This window comes from Mucilaginibacter boryungensis (assembly GCF_015221995.1).
Taxonomy (GTDB): Bacteria; Bacteroidota; Bacteroidia; order Sphingobacteriales; family Sphingobacteriaceae; genus Mucilaginibacter; species Mucilaginibacter boryungensis.
In genome coordinates this window covers 291,122-311,352 of the sequence record NZ_JADFFM010000001.1, presented here as the reverse complement: position 1 = coordinate 311,352, position 20,231 = coordinate 291,122, and the positions used below count along the sequence as shown (strand labels likewise).

The 20,231-nt window shown below is 43.2% G+C and carries 14 protein-coding genes; 5 read left to right on the top strand and 9 right to left on the bottom strand.

All coding sequences use genetic code 11. From position 1 onward, the window contains the following. Positions 1-120: 120 nt before the first annotated feature. The 3 genes from IRJ18_RS01360 to IRJ18_RS01350 form a co-directional block, all read right to left on the bottom strand. A complete protein-coding gene (locus IRJ18_RS01360; protein ID WP_194104407.1) occupies positions 121-2,010 on the bottom strand; it encodes a RagB/SusD family nutrient uptake outer membrane protein in 1,890 nt (629 codons plus the stop codon). 23 nt (positions 2,011-2,033) lie between these two features. Beyond that, on the bottom strand, positions 2,034-5,192 hold the full coding sequence (locus tag IRJ18_RS01355) for a SusC/RagA family TonB-linked outer membrane protein (RefSeq protein ID WP_194104406.1): 3,159 nt from the start codon (positions 5,190-5,192) through the stop codon (positions 2,034-2,036). Between the two features lie 500 nt (positions 5,193-5,692). Next, entirely contained in the window at positions 5,693-7,615 is a 1,923-nt protein-coding gene (locus IRJ18_RS01350) for a 7TM diverse intracellular signaling domain-containing protein (RefSeq protein WP_228072468.1), read from the bottom strand. A gap of 397 nt (positions 7,616-8,012) precedes the next feature. Between IRJ18_RS01350 and IRJ18_RS01345 the strand changes: the two genes are divergently transcribed. From IRJ18_RS01345 to IRJ18_RS01335, 3 genes are read left to right on the top strand one after another with little or no spacing between them, the layout of a single operon-like run. Continuing rightward, complete coding sequence (locus IRJ18_RS01345; protein WP_194104405.1) at positions 8,013-9,464, top strand: glycoside hydrolase family 30 protein; 1,452 nt, start codon at positions 8,013-8,015, stop codon at positions 9,462-9,464. A gap of 8 nt (positions 9,465-9,472) precedes the next feature. Then, on the top strand, positions 9,473-10,879 hold the full coding sequence (locus IRJ18_RS01340) for a glycoside hydrolase family 30 protein (RefSeq protein ID WP_194104404.1): 1,407 nt from the start codon (positions 9,473-9,475) through the stop codon (positions 10,877-10,879). Positions 10,880-10,894: 15 nt separating this feature from the next. Beyond that, positions 10,895-12,628 (top strand): cellulase family glycosylhydrolase, encoded by a 1,734-nt coding sequence (locus IRJ18_RS01335; protein ID WP_194104403.1) that lies wholly within the window; start codon positions 10,895-10,897, stop codon positions 12,626-12,628. On the opposite strand, the gene IRJ18_RS01330 is transcribed toward IRJ18_RS01335, so the two are convergent. From IRJ18_RS01330 to IRJ18_RS01310, 5 genes are all read right to left on the bottom strand, one after another. Continuing rightward, positions 12,629-14,572 (bottom strand): tetratricopeptide repeat-containing sensor histidine kinase, encoded by a 1,944-nt coding sequence (locus IRJ18_RS01330; RefSeq protein ID WP_194104402.1) that lies wholly within the window; start codon positions 14,570-14,572, stop codon positions 12,629-12,631. It lies immediately after the preceding gene. 103 nt (positions 14,573-14,675) lie between these two features. Continuing rightward, the gene (locus IRJ18_RS01325; protein ID WP_194104401.1) at positions 14,676-15,632 is read right to left on the bottom strand and encodes an EamA family transporter; all 957 of its coding nucleotides are present in this window, start codon (positions 15,630-15,632) and stop codon (positions 14,676-14,678) included. Positions 15,633-15,690: 58 nt separating this feature from the next. Beyond that, a complete protein-coding gene (locus tag IRJ18_RS01320; RefSeq protein ID WP_194104400.1) occupies positions 15,691-16,155 on the bottom strand; it encodes a VOC family protein in 465 nt (154 codons plus the stop codon). Between the two features lie 92 nt (positions 16,156-16,247). Then, positions 16,248-16,967 carry a DUF4397 domain-containing protein gene (locus IRJ18_RS01315; RefSeq protein ID WP_194104399.1) on the bottom strand — a complete coding sequence of 240 codons (720 nt, stop codon included), beginning with the start codon at positions 16,965-16,967 and terminating at the stop codon, positions 16,248-16,250. Between the two features lie 152 nt (positions 16,968-17,119). Next, positions 17,120-17,491 (bottom strand): winged helix-turn-helix transcriptional regulator, encoded by a 372-nt coding sequence (locus tag IRJ18_RS01310; protein WP_194104398.1) that lies wholly within the window; start codon positions 17,489-17,491, stop codon positions 17,120-17,122. Between the two features lie 82 nt (positions 17,492-17,573). On the opposite strand from IRJ18_RS01310, the gene IRJ18_RS01305 reads away from it, so the two are divergent. After that, positions 17,574-18,458, top strand: coding sequence for an NAD(P)H-binding protein (locus IRJ18_RS01305; protein ID WP_194104397.1), 885 nt, complete (start codon positions 17,574-17,576; stop codon positions 18,456-18,458). 169 nt (positions 18,459-18,627) lie between these two features. Next, positions 18,628-19,152: a YceI family protein gene (locus tag IRJ18_RS01300; protein WP_194104396.1), complete on the top strand. Its 525-nt coding sequence runs from the start codon at positions 18,628-18,630 to the stop codon at positions 19,150-19,152. 44 nt (positions 19,153-19,196) lie between these two features. On the opposite strand, the gene IRJ18_RS01295 is transcribed toward IRJ18_RS01300, so the two are convergent. Beyond that, on the bottom strand, positions 19,197-20,225 hold the full coding sequence (locus IRJ18_RS01295) for a hypothetical protein (RefSeq protein WP_194104395.1): 1,029 nt from the start codon (positions 20,223-20,225) through the stop codon (positions 19,197-19,199). Positions 20,226-20,231: the final 6 nt, after the last annotated feature.

Below are 20,231 nucleotides of genomic sequence, written 5' to 3'. Positions count from 1 at the left end.
GTCGAAATGACAGGTTAGATTTTTAAATTGCATTGGCCACAAAAAAGGCCCTTAGCTATTACGACTAAGGGCCTCCCATTTATAAAACTAAATTGTATAAGGTTTAGTTTATCTTTTGTGCTATGGCACTATGTGATCAAGCGCCGGCACATTCGTTTCCGAGCCTGCATATCCTTTGTTTTGATTAAGGTGCCCGTTAATATTCAAATCAATATCCGATTGCGGGATTGGCCACAATACGTGATAAGGCGAAATGGTAAAGTGATTACCCGAGTTGGTAACAACCGCAGGGTTCCGGTAAAAATCGTTCTTGGCCATAATACGATCGTAGAAGAAATTATCGGTCGAAAAATTAGCCGTGTTGTAAACCTTACCGGTGTATGATGGTATACCTGTTTGTGCAAAAATGAAAGCTATACGGGTAAGTTCGGTTTTACGCGGTTCTTCCCAATATAATTCCCTTTGGCGCTCGTCAAGTATGGTACCGATATTGATCTTGGACGGATCGGTGAATAGTGTGGCTTGCGCACGCGCCCTTACTACGTTTAAATCGGCCATAGCTAAAGCGGTCTGCCCTTTCCACACATATGCTTCAGCACGTAAGATATACGTTTCCGCTTCGCGGAAGATGTACCAATCTGTATTGGTGCCGCGCGGCGGGCTCCACCATTTGTCGGATGCTGAGGTTAAAACATTAACACCACCAGGGTTTACAAATATTTTGTAATGCGGCCAGCTAAACCACGCACGTATGGTATCCTTTGCCCCATTCAGGAAAACACTGTTCACTGTAGCTGCTGTATATTGCACCAGATGTTGGCCATAAGCCGAAGGATCGGATGTTTTTAATGCAGCATTATTGTAAACAAGGTCTGTCATGTTTATCCAGTTACCCGGTGCGTGGCGCAAATCAGGGCCGCTATCAGCCCATATAGCTTGTGTGGCGTATGATGTAGGGCGGGCACGGCCAATACCACGGCCATAATACAATGTGAGGGGGAATTCGGCGGTTACCGCGTCAACAATACCCGGTTTGTGGCCAACAGGTGTTAAAATAGTACCGTTATGCCACATAGGTATATTGTTACGCATAATTTGCGAACCGTTTGGTGTAGCGCCGTCTAAGGTTTCACGGTCAATTACGTTTAATATAGCTTCAGTATTTGAGCCTAACGATTTATTTTCCGGACGGTGCAGATCCCATATCACGTTCCTGGTTGCGTCATTAGCTACAATACCAAAACGGCTGGTCATTAAATGATAAGGACCATTAATTACGGCTGTGGCCGATGCGATTGCGTCGTCAAATAAACCTAATGCCAGATTAACTTTGGTAAGTAAATGATTAGCAGCGCCTTTTGATATCTCGCCCTTATCTACCGTTACCGGGAGGTTTGCTGCTGCAAATTCCAAATCGGTTTTCATTTGTTTTAAAATCACTAAACGCTGTGTACTATAATAAGAAGTATTTACTGCGGTTTCTTCTTTTAAAATCAATGGCACATCACCAAACTGATGTGTTAAACGGTAATAGCGGTAAGCACGGTGAAAATATGCCGCGCCAAGTACCGCGTTACGTGCTGCCGTTGTTGGCCAGGTAGCGTTATCTATGCGCGAGATGACCACATTAGCATCATGCACGCCTTGCCACCACATATACCAGTAACGCCCAATTTTGTTGTAGTCATCACTGTCCAGGTTAGCGGTTGGCGTAATACGCGCATTCAGGTCCTGGGCTGGGGTAGTTTTATCTGTTGTACCCTCTACACCCGAATCTGTAAAAATAGATTCGGTAAGCATAGGCGCCGAATCGCCAAAGTATTCGGTACGCATAGTAAGGTTTAAGGTTTCTATTGCGCTTTTAAATGCCGCAGGGGTATTTAACGTTTGATCGGGGGTTAGTTTCGAAAGAGGATCGGGTGTAAGATCGGCTCTTTTAGTACAACCATCGGCAATAATAACAGCTGCAACTGCAAAGGCTGTTATAATACTTTTATTTATTTTTTTCATGTTTCACTAATTCTTTTATCCAGTTAAAAAGTTACGTTTAAGCCTACAGATAATAAGCGTGGTGTTGGGCCATCATTTTGCGGGTCCCAAAAATCCCAGCTTGGGTCATATACCCACAAATTGTTGGCGCTCGCAAATATTTTAGCGCTTTGCATGCCTACTTTTTTAACCAGGTTCTTGTTAAATGTGTAACCTACAGATACGGTTTGAACCCTGGCAAATGATGCCTTACGCCAAACGTTTATAGTGGTACCTTCAGATCCTGAACTTAAACGCGCATAATTGTCAATCTGGTTATCAGGTGTCCAGTAAGGCAATACATATGAGCTCTGGCGGGCGAAACCAACGCTGCCGGGGTTATTAAGCGCCTGGTTATACTTTCTTAGCTGGCCAATTTGCGATACGATAAGGAATGAAAAATCGAAGTTTTTGTAGATATTAAAATCGTTGCGTAACGACCAGTTCCACAAGCCGCTTGTGCTACCCAAAAATTGCTTATCGGCATTAGTATAAACGTGGTCTCCGTTTACATCCTGTAATTTAAAGTCGCCAGGCTTAGCACCATAGGTAGCAGCCTCCGTAGCTTCAGTAGTTTTCCATACACCCTGGATATTATAATCCCAAACAGTGTTTACATCGTGGCCAATAAACCAGCCGTTGCCAATATCATCTTTTTCAACCGTGGTGGTGTTTCCCGCAGCATCAACAATGGTTTGTGAACCGTATAGGTGCACAATTTTATTACGGTTAACAAAGAAGTTGCCCGAAGCATCCCACCTAAAGTTTTTGGTGCTTAATATTTTCCCATTCAGGTTAATCTCGAAGCCTTTATTATTAACCTCGCCAATGTTTGAAAATAAGCTGGAATTATTGCTTAAATAAGTAGTTCCCGTAAGTGGGATCTGTGAATCGTTTAACCCTTGTATGGCCGATAACGCACGCCTTACAATAAGGTTGGTAGTTTTACGGTTATACAAATCAATACTACCATTTAGGCGATTGTTCAGTATAGTGAAGTCCAAACCAATGTTAATCCCTGTAGTACGCTCCCATTTCAGGTTAGGGTTTTGCAATGATGTTGCCACCAGTGTTGGGTTATTAGTTACCACACCGGCCGATGTTACTGTTGGATATTTGGGGCTTGCCAGCACGGCCAGTGCCACTAATGGGTCAACCGTACTGGTTCCTGACCCTGCGGTTAAACGGTTACCGTTATCACCATAACCTAAGCGCAGTTTTGCAAAATTCAGCCATTTAAACTTATCGGTTTTCATAAAGCTCTCATCGCTCAGTATCCAGGCTAAGGCACCCGATTTATAGGTAGCCCTTGGGTATTGCAAACCAAATGGGGAGAAGCCGTCGCGGCGGATAGTACCGGTTAAAATATAACGCCCCATCAGGGTATAGTTAACACGGCCCATCAAAGCATCGGCGTTATACACGCGGTCATCGCTGCTTTCAATTGGCAACGTACCGGCACCAACGCTGTGGTATCCTAAAAGATCGCTTGGCGATAAGTTAGAGTTTGAAGTAGAGGTATACCATGATTGGTATTTCTCTTTATTTAATAACCCTGTAACATCAAAATTGTGGATACCGAATGTTTTATTCCATGACAGGATGTTATCCAGGTTGTAGCGGTACCTGTTTTCCATCGTACGCGATACCTCGCCACCCGCCAATTCGTTAGGGTTAGCCACCGGGATAAAGTTAAAGTTGCGGTACGCTTCAATAGAAGGGCTATAGTTTAAGGTATATAATATCCCGAAAGGCAGATTTACCTTGGCAAACATATTGGCAAATAAAACATTTTGCACGGCCACAGTTTGGTTATAATGCATAGCCAGGAAAGGGTTACGCTGGTTCAAACCGCTATCATCGGTATCAATACGACGCAGGGTAACACCATCGGCCAGGTACATATCACCATAAGGCGATGAGTTGATGATCTGGTTCCAGTCGGCCTCGTTACCGCCTTCATCACGGCTGGCAAACTGGGCGTTAACACCAACTGTTAAAAACTTTGAAGCTTTGCCCTCAAGGTTTACACGTACGCGATAGTTTTTGTATTCGCCCCCTTGTATCAGGTTTTGGTTTTTGGTAAAATTACCCGACATATAATAGTTGGTATTATCGTTACGGCCCGATAAACTCGCAGTATAATCCTGGCGCAGGCCATTACGGAATACCAGTTTAGCCCAATCGGTAGTTTTACCGGCAAAGTAATTGGCAATCTCGTTGTTTTGCAAACCTAAACGTTGCAGCCAAACAGTGGTTGGGTCGCCGGTTGATGTACCCATAAATTGCGCTAAGGTAACACCATCAGGCAAAGCATTAGGGTTGCTGTAAAAATAATACGGGTTGGTGGTGTTTGAACTACGCGCACCGTCGGCCCGCCAGTTCAAAAAGCCCTCGGGGCCATAAAATTTTTGATTTTTCTCTAACTGCGAAATACCGGTATTAGCGTTTAAAGTAATTTGCGGTGCACCGTTCTTACCCTTTTTAGTAGTAACAGCTACAACACCTGCTGCCGATGTTGAACCGTAAACAGCCAGGGCGCTTGGATCGCGCAAAATATCTACACGTTCAATATCATTTGGATTGATATCGGCCAGTTGTCCATTGTATATAACCCCGTCCAACACAATTAAAGGTTGTGTATTAGCCGATAATGTTGCCTTACCACGCACTAATAAATCGCCGGCGCCACCGCCTTTAGCAGATGTATTCATACTTACAGTGATACCCGGTACATTACCCCTGATCAGATCTGTAACACTGGTTGGATTTTCGTTCTCCAACTTTTCAGCCTTAACACTTGAGATAGCGCCGGTAACATCTTTTACCGCGCGTGTACCATAACCGATAACCACTACGTCGCTTAACTGCTTGCTATCATCGGCAAGCTGTACGTTTACCGTGCTGCGGTTATTTACCTTTTGTTCAACTGTTGTATAACCAACACTTGAAAATATCAGCGTGCTGTTTGCAGCAGCGGATATGGTGTAATTACCGTTAATATCGGTAGCTACGGCTTTTCCCGTTTCTTTAACCTTTACGGTTGCCCCGGGAATGGGCGTGTTTTTACTATCTGATACCGTGCCCTTCACGTTAGTTTGCGCAAAAGAGTACAGGCAGGCAGTAAGTAAAACAGTAATAAGAAGAGTAATTTGTTTTTTCATAATTTAATTTGGTTGGTAATTAATTTACAATCAGAAACATAGGTCTGAATTAAGTATTCCGGGAAAACTGAACCTTGTTCATTCCCCGTGCCGACAGGATAGCCTGCCCGTTTACGAAAGGAGGATTTTCATTAATTGGTTAAAGTTTTATGTTTTCTTAGTAATAACTGGTGAGGTAAATTTAAGCTACTTTTAAGCTTAAAAACAAGAAAAATATTTCATAAATAACTGATAATTAGTTATTTACAAATATTTTGATACGTTTAATGCGCAAACAATAAAAAATTAAAAAAGCCTCAATTTTAACGCAGGGGCACTTTATGCTTTTTTACCACAATTGGTGTGATACGCTTATTGCGCAATTAAAAAAATAGGTATTTAGCTTCGGCAAAACAGGAAAAACGGGCGTTTTTGGGCAATTATAGGTAGTATTTGCCAATATTATAAGGCATAAAAACAGGCGAAAACGGCGTAAAAAGGCAGATTAAGCAAAAAACCAGTTACGAATTTTCGATTACCAATTTGCTCCAGCCTTGGGTACTTCCCTTCTTTGATTCCTTTTTACGCTCGGCCATGGCTTTTTTAACACGGATAGCATACGACCAGCAGGTACTTTGCCTAATTTCCAGTTTTTCAGAGAGTTGATGTGATGAGATGGTGCCTTTGCTGGTATACATCAGATACACCAAATAAAAAGCTTTATTTATAGGTATGCGGTTATTATGGAATATGGTTTTTTGTAGTGCCGATTCTTCATAGGTACATTTAGTACAACGCCTGCTGTAAGGCATGCGCCCGCCACAATAGTTATTGTTACCACAGCGCGAACACTGATACCCATTTGCCCACTTTAGTTCTGAAAGGAATTTATAGCAGGTTTCCTGATCGGGATATTTGGCGCTAAACTCTTCAAAGCTTAACTCGGTTGACAGTGCCCGGGCATCGGTCACTTTTTCAATATTGGTCTTCAGCTGGATATTATCTTTTTGCAGCAACTGGTTCATGCGCGATATTTCGGCGGCCTGCAATTCCAGTTGTTCATTAGTGGCCAGCAGTTCTTCGTTCTGTTCCTCTATAATGTGCGATTGCTTAATGATCTCATCTGATTTCTGGATCACTTCGGCGGTACGTATCTTCACCTGGTGCTCCAGTTCCCGGTTAATGGAATCCTTCAGCTCAACATTTATAGCCATTTGTCTGATGGTCTCTTCCTGAGCTTCATCTTTTTCCCTGCGCAGCAACCGCACCTGGTCGCCGATGGAAAATGACAGGAAAACCATTTCCAACACAAATGATAAACTTAAACTGTAATGCCCCAGCACCCGGTTCAAAATAGGGAAAAGCCCCAGTACTACCGATAACTTTATTAAAAACCCAATAAACAGGAAGGTATAGCCAAGTACAAAAAAGCGGGCGGGTTTAAACCCTTCGCTCCAAACTTTTATGCCTGTATAAAAGGCCACGGCCAGCGGAATAGCATCAACAAACTTGTAAATGAAGAAGCTTTTATTGAAAAGAAAACAATAAATAAAGTATAACGTGCGCAAAACTAACACCACATTTATTAGGTTGTACAAACTTTTGGCGCGGGTTTTCACCTGTAATAACTCTTTAGTAAATATCAGTGCAAATACGCTGATCATATACAAGGCAATACCATAGGCATACTCATTCCAGGCGGGCGATTTCGGCCACAGGTATTGGAAGGCAATGCCATCCACGCTCATCTCATAAAAGCCTACGCTTAATATATATAATACATAAAACAGATATTGCAACCGCTTTACCGCCATAAACATGAGCAGGTTGTGGAAGCAGAATATCAAGATCATGCCGTAGAAAAGGCCATAGGTAAGATATTCAGTAAGCGCGTAATGGATAAAGTAATCAATCCTGCGGTATACTATAATTACGTTAACCTGCTCGACCGATTTTACCCTGAAATAGTAAGTATACTCGCCTTTTTTATAGTTCAGCACTTTAAACTCGAAGTTTTTATGCCTGAAAAGCCTGTCCTTAAAATTAAATTTGGCGCCTGCGCGCGATGAGATATAATTGCCGTTCGTGTCCGGAATAAAAGCGGTTATATCATCGGTAGTTTGGTCAAAAAACTCTATCAGGCAATCCCTACCCTTCATAGTCTGATTAAACCGCACCTTAATTTTATACCAATACCAGGTATGCAGATTGTAATTTTGAGGATAGTAAGCTTTATTCTCGTTAAACTTCCGGTCATATTCCTGCGACATTACCTGCTGCAGGGTTAACGAACCATTACTATCAGGCAGCCATTTGATCTGTTTGGCCCCGAATACATGTTCCTGGATAGTACTGTCAATCGGCACCAACTGCTGCGCCGCTAAATTGAATGGCAGCAAAAGCATAAAAGCAACAAAAAGCCTTTTTAGTATAGGTATACGCATATTAAAAAAACAGCTTTATAAAGTATCCGACTAATTATTTAAAAAAAATTTGACTGAGATTTATCCGTATCAATTGGTTAATGCAATAATACGCTTTGGTGGCATAAGTACTACTAAATACCCACAAATTTATCTTGTGCCTATTCCGTATCAAAACAAAATACAACACGCTAATTATCAGCAATATAACCCTAATATCGCTTGCTAATTTGTGATTTTTTTTAATAGTTTTGACCATACAATCAAATTTAAGATCGGTATATAACCAATTTATCGCCTCTTAAACATTATTGATCCTTTCTTAAGTACAGCTGCACAAAACACAAATTGGGCGGATCAGTAAAGTATTGTTTATTGTGAGCTTAAGAAAGCTATAACCAAAGTTTGAATATTGACCATGAAGCCAATCTATTTTAAGCTACTTGTATTTTTCGCAGTATTGCTGCCGGTATTTAAAGCCAACGCACAATCGGCTAAGCCTGCTAAAACCGTTGAGGTGTACACCACAGCAAAAGGCACCGATTACAAGATCACCAAAACCGAAACCCTGAAGTTTGAGGACAAGCCACAGCCATTGGAAACTGAGATATCTGTATTTGTTGATCCGGCCAAAAAATTCCAAACTATGATCGGTATTGGCGGCGCCTTAACAGATGCTTCGGCCGAGACTTTTTACAAGTTGCCTAAAGCCGCGCAGCAAGAGTTTATGCGTGCTTATTATGACCCGGAGAAAGGGATAGGCTATACCCTGGGCCGTACCAATATACAAAGCTGCGATTTCAGCAGCGATAGCTACAGCTATGTGGCTGATAAGGACATATCGCTGAAAAGCTTCAATATTAACCACGATCTGAAATATCGCGTGCCCTTTATAAAAGAAGCTATTAAAACTGCCGGTGGTAAACTGACGATGTTTGCCAGTCCGTGGAGCCCGCCTGCCTGGATGAAAACCAATAACGATGTTTTACATGGGGGTAAACTAAAGCCCGAATACGCGCAGGTCTGGGCCAATATGTTTGTGAAATTCATCGGCGCTTACCAAAAACAGGGCATCCCTATTTGGGGTGTTACCGTGCAAAACGAGCCGATGGCTACACAGAAATGGGAATCGTGCATATTTACGGCTGATGATGAGCGCCTGTTTGTTAAAAACCATTTAGGCCCAACGTTCCATAAAAGTGGTTTGGCTAATACTAAAATTATAGCTTGGGACCATAACCGCGACATGGTTTACCAGCGTGCCAGCAAGATGCTGGAAGACCCCGAAGCAGCTAAATACATTTGGGGGATTGGTTACCACTGGTACGAAACCTGGACCGGCAGCGCCATGCGTTTTGAGAATGTTAAGCGCGTGAACGACGCGTTCCCTAATACGCACCTGCTGTTTACCGAAGGCTGCGTTGAAAAATTTGACATGAAACGTGTGGATGATTGGTCGCTGGGTGAAAAGTACGGCTACAGTATGATCAACGATTTTAACGCAGGTACCTGCGGATGGACAGACTGGAACGTGCTGCTTGATGAAAAAGGGGGGGCAAATCACGTAGGTAACTATTGTTTCGCACCGATAATTGGCGATACGCAAACAGGTAAACTCATCTATACCAATATTTACTACTACATGGGTCAGTTCTCCAAATTTGTGAAACCGGGCGCGCACCGCATTGCGGTAGCAGCAAGCAGGGATAAACTGAGCAGCACTGCCTTTATAAATGCCGATGGCAAACTGGTGGTTGTGGTAATGAACAGCAGCGACGATAAGGTGAACTACCTGTTATGGATTAAAGGTAAAGCGGCATCGGTTGCAGCCCTGCCGCACTCTATTGCTACTCTTATCGTAAAATCATAGTTTGATAAATGAAATTCAAATCAATAATAGCAGCCGGTGGGTTATTAACCCTGGCTGCCTTAAATAGCCAAGCGCAAAAGTCGGCGGTTAGTTTGTGGCTTACCAATGCTGATAGGTCGGCCATGTTTCAGCAGCAAAAACAAACGCTGATTTTCCAGGCTAAAGCCGATGCCAACCCAACAATCGTTATAGACGATAAAATCACCTATCAGCCTATTGATGGATTTGGTTTTGCCTTAACCGGCGGCAGCGCTATTCATATCATGCGTATGAGTGCCCCGGCAAGGGCAGCTTTGCTGAAAGAACTGTTTGCCAATAACGACCAAAATATCGGCGTAAGCTACCTGCGCGTCAGCATCGGCGCATCGGACCTGAACGAGCGGGTATTTTCGTACGACGACCTGCCCGCCGGTTCAACCGATCCAAAGCTGGAACATTTTGACTTGGGTCCCGATAAACTGGATGTGATCCCATTACTGAAAGAGATTTTGGCCATCAACCCTAAAATCAAGATCCTGGGCTCTCCATGGTCGGCACCGACCTGGATGAAGACCAACGGAGACACCCGTGGCGGCGCGCTGAAGGCCGAATATTACCAAACCTATGCCAACTACTTAGTGAAATACATTAAGGGCTTTAAAGGGCAGGGAATAAGCATTGACGCCATCACCGTGCAGAACGAGCCGCTAAATCCTAAGAATAACCCCAGCATGGTGATGCAGGCACACGAACAGGCCGATTTTATTAAGAACAATCTTGGCCCGGCATTCAAATCAGCAGGAATAAAAAGCCGCATTATTGTTTACGACCATAACTGCGACCGCCCCGACTATGCCGATTCTATTTTAAACGACCCGGCCGCAGCTAAATACGTGGATGGCTCGGGCTTTCATCTATATGGCGGCAAAATTGAGGCGATGACCGACCTGCACAATGCACATCCCGACAAGAACCTTTACTTTACCGAACAGATGGTGATTGAGAAAGATAACACGCCAACCACCAATGTATCATCGCCGGTGAGGAAATTATTTATTGGCGCTACCCGCAACTGGAGCCGCAATGTGCTGGAATGGAACATGGCTGCCGATGTAAACAATCAACCCCATACCGACCGCGGTGGCTGCCCTATGTGCCAGGGCGCTATTACGGTTGATAAGGATAATTTCACGCGTAACATTGCCTACTACGCCATGGCCCATGCTTCAAAATTTGTACGGCCGGGGTCGGTGCGGGTGGCATCCAACAATATTGAAACGCTGCCAAACGTGGCCTTTATTACCCCAAAGGGAAAAAAGGTTTTAATTGTAACCAACAGCGGAGCAGACAGACAATCATTCAATATTCAATATAAAGGAAAAACCGTCGCGACCACGCTAAACAAGGGCGCCGTGGGTACCTACACCTGGGATTAATAACAATCTATCACTATGAAACTCAAATCAATCGTAATTCTTTTATCAGGATTATTTATCAGCAACTACGCCAGCAGTCAGGGATTTTTAAAAGCGCAGGGCAAGCTGATCGTTAACGAGAAAGGCGAAAAAGTAATATTACGCGGCATGGGCCTGGGTGGCGATATGCTGCAGGAAGGTTACATGTTTAAAGTAGCCATGCTAAACCAGCAATATAAAATACGCGCGGGAATTGAAGACTTAGTTGGCGCTGAAAAGACTGCTAAGTTTTACGATACCTGGCTGGCTAATAATACCCGCAAAATTGATGTGGATAGCATGGCGCGCTGGGGTTTTAACTCCATACGCCTGCCTATGCATTTTAACCTGTTCACCTTACCCGTAGCTGATGAAAAAGTGGCCGGGCAAAACACCTGGCTGCCTAAAGGCTTTGCCATGGTTGATGAACTGCTGAGCTGGTGCAAAGCCAACCATATGTACCTTATCCTGGACCTGCACGCCACACCGGGCGGACAAGGCAATGATTTGCCCATAGCCGACCGTCATCCCGATCAGCCTAATTTGTGGGATAGTCCGGCCAACCAGCAAAAAATGGTTGCCCTTTGGAAGAAACTGGCCGAGCGTTACAAGGATGAACCCAATATTGGCGGCTACGATATTATTAACGAGCCAAATTATGGATTTGACGACCCAAAAGACATTCGTGGCACCGCCGAAAAAACCAACGCGCCGCTGAAAAAGCTGATGATGGAAATTACTGCAGCCATCCGCACGGTTGATAAAAAACACATGGTAATTATTGAAGGTAACGGCTTTGGCAACAACTATAACGGCGTGCTGCCCACCTGGGATAATAACATGGTGCTCAGCTTTCATAAATACGGCAACTTTAATACCCAAAAGTCAATCCAAAACTTTTTAAACCTACGCGATAAATACAACGTACCACTATGGCTGGGCGAATCGGGCGAAAACTCAAACACCTGGTTTACCGAATGCATCAGTCTGGCAGAACATAATGATATTGGCTGGAGCTGGTGGCCATTAAAAAAGATGGGCGGCAATAATCCGCTGGAAATTAAACAGCCTGAAGGTTATCAAAAGCTGCTGGATTACTGGAGCGGCAAGGGCCTCAAGCCATCGCCTGCTGAAGCACAGATTATACTGGACCAATGGTTAAGCAACCTGAAGTTTGAAAACAACATTATTCATCACGACGTGATAGACGCCATGTTCAGGCAGGTGCAATCCGCGGAAGCAAAACCATTTAAACTCAATGTAATTACTAATAACGCCACCATTTTGGCTGCCGATTTTGATATGGGGCGTCAGCGTTCAGCTTATTATGATAAGGATACCTCCAGCTATCAATACACCCCCGGGGTAAACACTGTGGGCAATAAAGGCCACAGCTACCGCAACGATGGTGTTGATATAAAAACCGATGCTGCGGGCCCGTACGTAATGAGTATTGAAGACGGCGAATGGCTGCAGTATACGCTGAATGTTAAACAACCAGGCAATTACACTATTACGCTAACCGTAGCTGGTGATGGTAATGGTCGGTTATCATTAACCAATAATGGCGCCGACCTGGTTAAAACACAAGCTGTACCTAATACCGGTGGCATGGATAAATGGTCTTCGGTTTCCTTTAAGAATATAGTTCTAAAAGCGGGGGTTAACAAATTGCGCGTTTACGTCGATAGAGGCGGCTGGAATTTCAGGGAGATGAGGTTTAGTAAATGATCAGTTATTTACAGGGAACGCGAAATAAAAAGTGGTGCCTTGCCCTTCTGTGCTTTCCAGCCATATGCGGCCATGGTTAGCTTTCACAAATTCTTTTATAAGTAATAAACCCAAACCACTACCCTTTTCGCCTTTTGTGCCAAAGCTTACGTTAATATTTGTTTTAAGGAACGCCTTTTGTTGTACTTCGCTAATGCCTATGCCGGTATCCCTTACACCATATATCATTTCCTTTTCACCGGCAATAAATGTAACATCAACCTTGCCATCGGCAAATGTGAACTTAATAGCATTTGAAAGCAGGTTCCGAATAATAAAATCAAAATGGTTAGCATCCATAAACACCCTGGCATCGGCAGGGGTATTGTCGGTAATGGTAATGTTTTTAATAGCCGCTTGTTGCGATAGTACCGCTATATTTTTACTAATGATAGGTTTAGTTTCCACCAGTTCCTGATGAACCTTTACGCCTTGTAGTTGCGAACGCCCCCATTCAAACAAAGCATTCAGTAATTCAAACGATGCTGATGTTTGTTCGCGTAATTCAGATATCATCACCCGTAATTCTTCTTCAGAGAACTCCTCGGTTTCCATCATGGCAAATAGTTGCGCGGCACTGCCTGCTGGCCCCTTTAAATCGTGCCCAATGATAGAAAAAAGCGTGTCTTTTACTTTATTTGACGCGGTAAGCTCAGCATTAAGCCGTTTCACTTTACGCAAATAAAACACCAATAATACCAATATTACTAATGCAGCAATCAGTATTACAATACCCAAGTTTAGTTCGGTATTTTCTTTTTTATTTACCTGCTGCAACTGCCCCAGCTTCTCGCGCGAACTTTCCAGCGCATAGCTGCTATCCAGTTCGGCAATATCTTTAGTGGTATCGGCGCCAAGCAGGCTATCCAGCAGGCGATGATGCTCTTCCAGCGCCTCCATCGCTTCTTTATAGTCTTTCTGTTGCTGGTATATCCCAGCTAATGCCTGGTAAATATTAGCCTCCAGTTGCGGCTGATGCAGATCACGGGCAATATTTAAAGCCGTTTTCAAATCGTTAAGACTTTGTTTGGCATCCTGTTTTTTCAGCACAGCGGCAATACTTATTAACGCCTGGGCTTCTTCTTGGGGTTTGTTAAATGTTTTGGCCTCTGCTAATGCCTTTTTATAATAGGCCAATGCCCTGGCTTTTTCACCCTCCTGCTCAAACACCTTGCCTTCCTCATCCAGCAATGTAATTTGTGTATCCCGGTTAGATGGGTTACTGCTATTACGCACCCCTTCCTCCAGGTAGCGCAACGCATTTTTAGGGTCACCCTTTTTAAGGTACAAATGCCCAATGCGTTCCAGTAAAATAAAATATGCTTCAGGCTTAATCGACCGATGTTCGTACTGTACTAAAGCGCGCAGGTAATAAGTTAAGGCTTTTTCAATTTCACCCTTTTGTTCATAAACCGCACCTAAGCCATGGTAGGTTTCCAGTATGCCCGATGTATCATGTGTATCTTCATAAAATTTCATAGCCCGGTTCATATCCCGGGTAGCCAAAGCGATATTTTCCTGCAAGCCCTCAACCATGCCCAGTTGATCATAAGCCAGCGCAATACCTTCGGATTCCTTTATAGTCCTAAATATCGATAAAGATTCGTTGGTAAAACGGCGGGCCAGATCGTTATGATGATGTAATTCATTTATCCGGCCTAATTCCAGCAATATCGAAGCTTCATCGTGCCTGTCATTATGTTTTTGGGCCAATCGCATAGCCTGGTTGCAGAAATCAACCGCCGAATCGGGTTGGGTAGCAGCATAAGCTTTACTTAACTGCAGGCTGGTTTTTATTTTATCGCTTTCGGCATCCTTCACCAGCTTTTCGCGTAACTGCGAAGTAGTTTGCTGTGCAAAAACAGCAGATGAAATAAATAAAAACAGGATGGAAAAATATCGCATAGCAAGGTTTAAGTATTCTGTGTACGCTACAAAGCGTAAAATTGTTCAACCAATGAAATATAATGGTAATTAATTATGTAAATCTTATGCTCTCTCATATTAATTACACTAATATTTTTTCGACCGCTTTTGATTTTTTAAAAGAATACTTGGTCAGGTTCACTAATAAAACGCTAAACAATATCACAAAAAGACCAATTAGCTGCAGGATAGAAATATGTTCGCTACCAAACAAAGTCCCCAATAAAACCGCTATCACGGGATTTACATATGAGTGTGTGCTTACCTGGGTAGCTGGCCTTACCGATAGCAGCCAAACATAAGCGCTAAACCCAATTATCGATCCAAATACAATTAAATAGCTTACAGCTAACCAAGCCTTTAAAGGTATTTCTGTGGGATGGAATGCGCCTGTCTCGCCATGTATGGCGCCTGCAAAAACGTAAAGTATGCCTGCTATAACCATTTGCCAGGCTGTATTTAACCGCGCCGGTGCTGTACTACCGCGTTTTTTAGATACTAATGAACCGGAGCACCAGGCAATAGGCCCAATAAGCAGCAACAACAAGCCAACCAACTGTTCGCGACTGAAAGCACCTTGGGATGATTTAAATATGGCTTCGCCAAAAAGCAGGAATACGCCGCCAAAACCCAACACCAATCCGCTAATGGTCGACTTACTTTTCAGGTTTACTTTCCAGTTGTCTTTATCAAGTACTACAAACCAAATGGGGTTAGTGGACACCATAATAGCTACCATTGCACTTGGCAGGCTGCGTTCGGCCCATATAACGATCCCCATGCCTATAAACAACATCAGAAACCCACTAAGCCCTGAGGTAATAATATCTTTGCGCGACCATATTTTATCGCCCTTTATAAAACACCAAACCAGCATTAAAATACCTGCGGTAAGAAAGCGAACGGCCCCCATAAGCATTGGAGGGAAGCCATGTATAGCCACCTGTATAAAAAAATAAGTTGACCCCCATACTACCCATACAACAGCAAAGGCGGCAATAACCAGAACAGGTGAGGCGGCGGGTTGATTAGCTTTCATAAGGCGGGCAAATATAATTATTTGTAAGGCCGTCTATGTCAGCATTATTCAATGTTTATCATTTCGCATCGTTAACTTCAAGCCAATGCCCGTCAGGATCCTGAAAGTAAATTTGTTTTACGCCATCAACACGGGCGGTTATTGTGCCCGCTGCACCGGCTACATTCTCAAATTTAATGTGCTTATTGTTCAATATTTTGACAAAGTTTTCTACCGATGGCACACTAAAACACAAATGTTCATTTTTTTCGAATACCTGAGGCGTTTTGCGCCCTTGTATCACATGTAAATTAACGCCATTGCCCAGATTAAACCAGGTATGCTTACCATCATGAAAGGGTTCAGGACCTATTTCCAGGTTAAACAGATCGTGATAAAAATCGGTCGATTGCTTTAAATCGGTAACGTAAATGGCTATATGGTTTAGTTTAGCAGTTATTGGTTTTGTTTCGGTTTGTGCAAATGCTTTTTGCAACGGACTAAGCAACGTAATTACTATGGCGAAAAGAAATATGGTTTTCATGGGTAAAAGCTTTCCTTAAAGATGGTCAAATTTTCAACATTAAAAAAGGCGCCCTGGATACCATGGCGCCTTTATGTTGATTTTTAGGTAATTTAATAATAGTAAACGTTGGTTTGCAAACCTGCGGTCAGCTTAGTTTGGTCGGTAGCGCCTGACAGCCCCTGCAACCATACAGTATAAACCGATCCGCTTTGCAGCGAGGCTGTGTTTATACTGGCCAGCACCGTTGATGTACCGGTTTGCCGCACTTCTAATGTGTAAGTTGTGTTGCCGTTAACCGGAACAAAATCTGAATAACCCTTGTATGCCTTGTTAGAAACCAATACTGCCCCGCCTTTTATAGCCAAGTCGGCAGCAGGAGCGTTTGGACTAAGGTTTACAAAACGGATAGTCGCCATGCCTGTAGCTGGTTTAACAATATTGTCTTTAAGTATCACTATATCCGGTGTAGTTATCACGTTTGCCAGGTAAACAGAGTAATACTGATCGGCTTTTAGCGTAACAGTATCCGATATTGTTTTGATTGAGGTACCACTGTTATAAAAAGCTGCTGTCCGTTTGCCGGTATAAGCACGGATATAATCCAGGCCATCTCCATAAACAATCGGCGCTGTGTTTGCACGGTTATTGTCCAGGTAAAAATCCTGAGCAAGTGAATTTGGCGATGTGTTTATAACCGTTACTAATGCATATGGAACATTCACAGCATCGTCATTATCATGGTTTTTTAAACACGATGAAAACATTGCGGCCAGCAAACATACCATCCCGATCATGCCTGCCCCCTTTAAAATTTGCTGAGGTTTTTTCATAAATTATATCATGTAAAAATTAAACTTTATACAGCCATTACGCAGCAAAAAAACATTTCGCTACTATTAGTTAAATAAAATTTCCATTTTTTCGTCTTTCCGCATATTAAAATGCAGTAAACCATTATAAGACAACAGATTAACTACAAAGTTTAATTATTGCTATTAACGGCATGTTTTTGATTATCGCGATAAGCCCATTCGGCCATAGCGTTCATAACCGGGGTTAGGCTCTCGCCCGCTTCACTCAAATAATAAGTAACAACAGGCGGTACTACCGGTTCGGCTTTGCGTATCACCAGGTTATCGGCCTGTAGCTGTTTTAGGTGCTGTATCAGCATCTTTTCAGTAATATCGGGGATGGCGCGCTTTATCTCGCTATAGCGCTTTGGGCCGCTCATTAGCTGGTATAAGATAATAGGTTTCCAATAGCCCCCAATTTTATTCATTACGTACGATACCGGGCATAATAAGGTGGCTACTCCTTTATTAAAATTCCTTGTCGAACTTTCTTTAACTTCCATAGCTACATACTTTAGGGTAAGTACTTGTAAAAAAGTAAGTACAAATATACTTTTGTTCCGAACATTAACAATAAAAAATAGCATGAAAATCACACTCACAGGCTCGTTAGGTAATATTAGTAAGCCACTTGCCAAAAAACTAATTGCTGCAGGGCATCAAGTAACGATTATTAGCAGTAAAGCAGATAAAGCAGCAGAAATTGAAGCATTAGGTGCAACCCCTGCCATAGGCTCAGTAAGCGATATAGACTTTCTTACCAAAGCCTTTACCGGTGCCGATGTTGTTTATACCATGGTACCACCAAACTTTGGTGTTAGCGACTATCGCAAATACATTGCGGAAACCGGTGAAAAGTATGCACAAGCTATTCAAAAGGCCGGTGTAAAAAAAGTGGTTAACTTAAGCAGCATAGGTGCACATTTAGATGGTGGTACCGGACCAATTGCAGGCTTACACGATGTGGAAAACATTTTTGCCGGTCTGGATGGCGTGGCTGTGAAACATCTGCGCGCCGGTTTCTTTTATGTAAACTTCTTTCACGATATACCAATGATAAAAAACGCGGGATTTATGGGATCAAACTACAGCAGCGATACCAATTTGGTTATGGTACATCCTGATGATATTGCTGATGCTGCCGCCGAGGAAATCCAGGCTTCTTTCACGGGAAAAAGTGTACGCTATGTAACCAGCGCTGAACATCCGATAAGCGATGTGGTAAAAACGTTAGGCACTGCAATTGGCAAACCCGATTTAAAATGGATGGAATTTACAGATGAGCAAGCACTGGATGGTATGCTAAAGGCTGGCTTCCCTAAACCTATTGCATCAATGTATGTTGAAATGGGTACGGCTGTGCGCAGTGGCATATTGTTTGAACATTACTATACCAATAAACCCGCCGCTCAGGGTAAAACCAAGCTGGAAGATTTTGCCAACGAGTTTGCAACGTTATTTAATAATTAAAATAAATTATTGAATCCAGCGAAGCCGCATAGACTTACAGTCGATGCGGCTTTTTGCAGTTTATTTAGATTAGGGTTAACTCATAGGCAACCGCTTGTAAAAATGGTGCGTAGTTGTAGTAAAGGGCTTTGATCTCAAAGTTTATCATTAACATCTAAAAAACGACTCTATGAAAAAAATTATGTATCCGGTGATTGCCTTACTGATCATCAGCACATCGGCATTTGCCTTATTACTGGGCAACTGGAAAGTAAAAAGCGGCGAATCTATAGTGAAATTTTCGGGCGGGAAGATCCATGGTGCCTTTGAGGGCCTGAAAGCCGATATAAACTTTGACAAGGCACACCCTGAGCAGGCTAAAATTTCAGCAAGTATTGAGGTGGAAAACATAGCGACAGGCTTTTTTCTGAAAAACAGCCATGCTAAGGATGCCCTGGGCGCTGAAAAATATCCTACCATCCGCTTCGTGTCATCGTCGGTAAAAAAAGCCGGGAATGGTTACGAGGCCGAGGGCAACCTGACTATGAAAGGCGTTACCAAGCCCGTAACCATCCGCTTTACTTTTGATGATAAAGGCAACGAAGGCGTGTTTAAAGGCGGCTTTAAGGTAAACCCCAAAGAATATGGGATTGACCGCAGCGGCACACCCGACCAGGTTAACATCGAACTGGTTGTCCCGGTAAGCAAATCCTGAGCTGCATAAAAAAAGCCCTGACGAATTCGGGGCTTTTCTTTCGATCAATCTTTAAATTTAGCTATAGTTTTTCGCCCCAAATCGTAAGTTATCCGGAATACCTCCTGGTTGCTGCCTGTACTTTCAGGGGTTTGGTGAAAACTGAACACAAACTGTCCCTTAATGTTCTTAAACAGGAAAGGCGTATAGATCACATCTAAGCGGTTATATGTCTTTTTCGAGTAGTAGGAATCGCCATATACAATATGGTGGCCCTGCCCGGCATAAAACTCATCAAACAAGGCTATTTTATGGTAACTCAGGTAAACACTGGCTACGAATCCTTTAGGCACCTGGAAACCATCTACCCCGCGTGAGCGTTCCAGCGATATCATGCCTCCCGCCTCAACAGAAAGCGAATCGAATGTAGACTGTTTACGGCTAAAGTCCATACCCAGGCGCACCTGTGCGCCGCCGTTGTCGTTGATATGGTCGGTGGGTAATAATACCTCCGCACCGGCATCGTGCAGTAATAAAAAATAGTGTGAGATATAAAAGCTGCCATCCTTTTTAGGTGTGTATTTCCCCGATGCGCCAAAAATAAATTGCTCGCGGTCGGTAACTGTTTGGCGGCTTACCCAGTCCAGCCAAAATGTTTCATAGCCGTGATGGCTTTGATACCGCGCCAGCAAACCTTCAATATTGGGTCGAAAGTAACGCAGTGTATCATTCAGCAAAGCGCGGGGGTAGTTGCTTACTAAACCTTCGCGGGGGAATTCGCCAGCGTTAAACTGCCATTTCGAACTTTTGTATTGGTAGTAAGCTACCGGGTCAACCTTACCAAAGAAAGGCTTCGCACCAAATTCATGCAATCCGTTCACCCCTACCACAAAGCTGTTTACCGAATCAAGGCGCAGGCCAAAATCAAGCGCCAGGCGTGTACCGGAATACGTGTGCGAGCGGTCTACAAACTCTTTGTATTCGTGGTTATCTAAAAAACCCAACCCGTTAAAGTGCACATCGACAGTTTGCGCGCGGGTTGTGATGAAACAGGCGATAAATAGAATTAATGGCAGATATATCTTTTTGATCATAGCAAT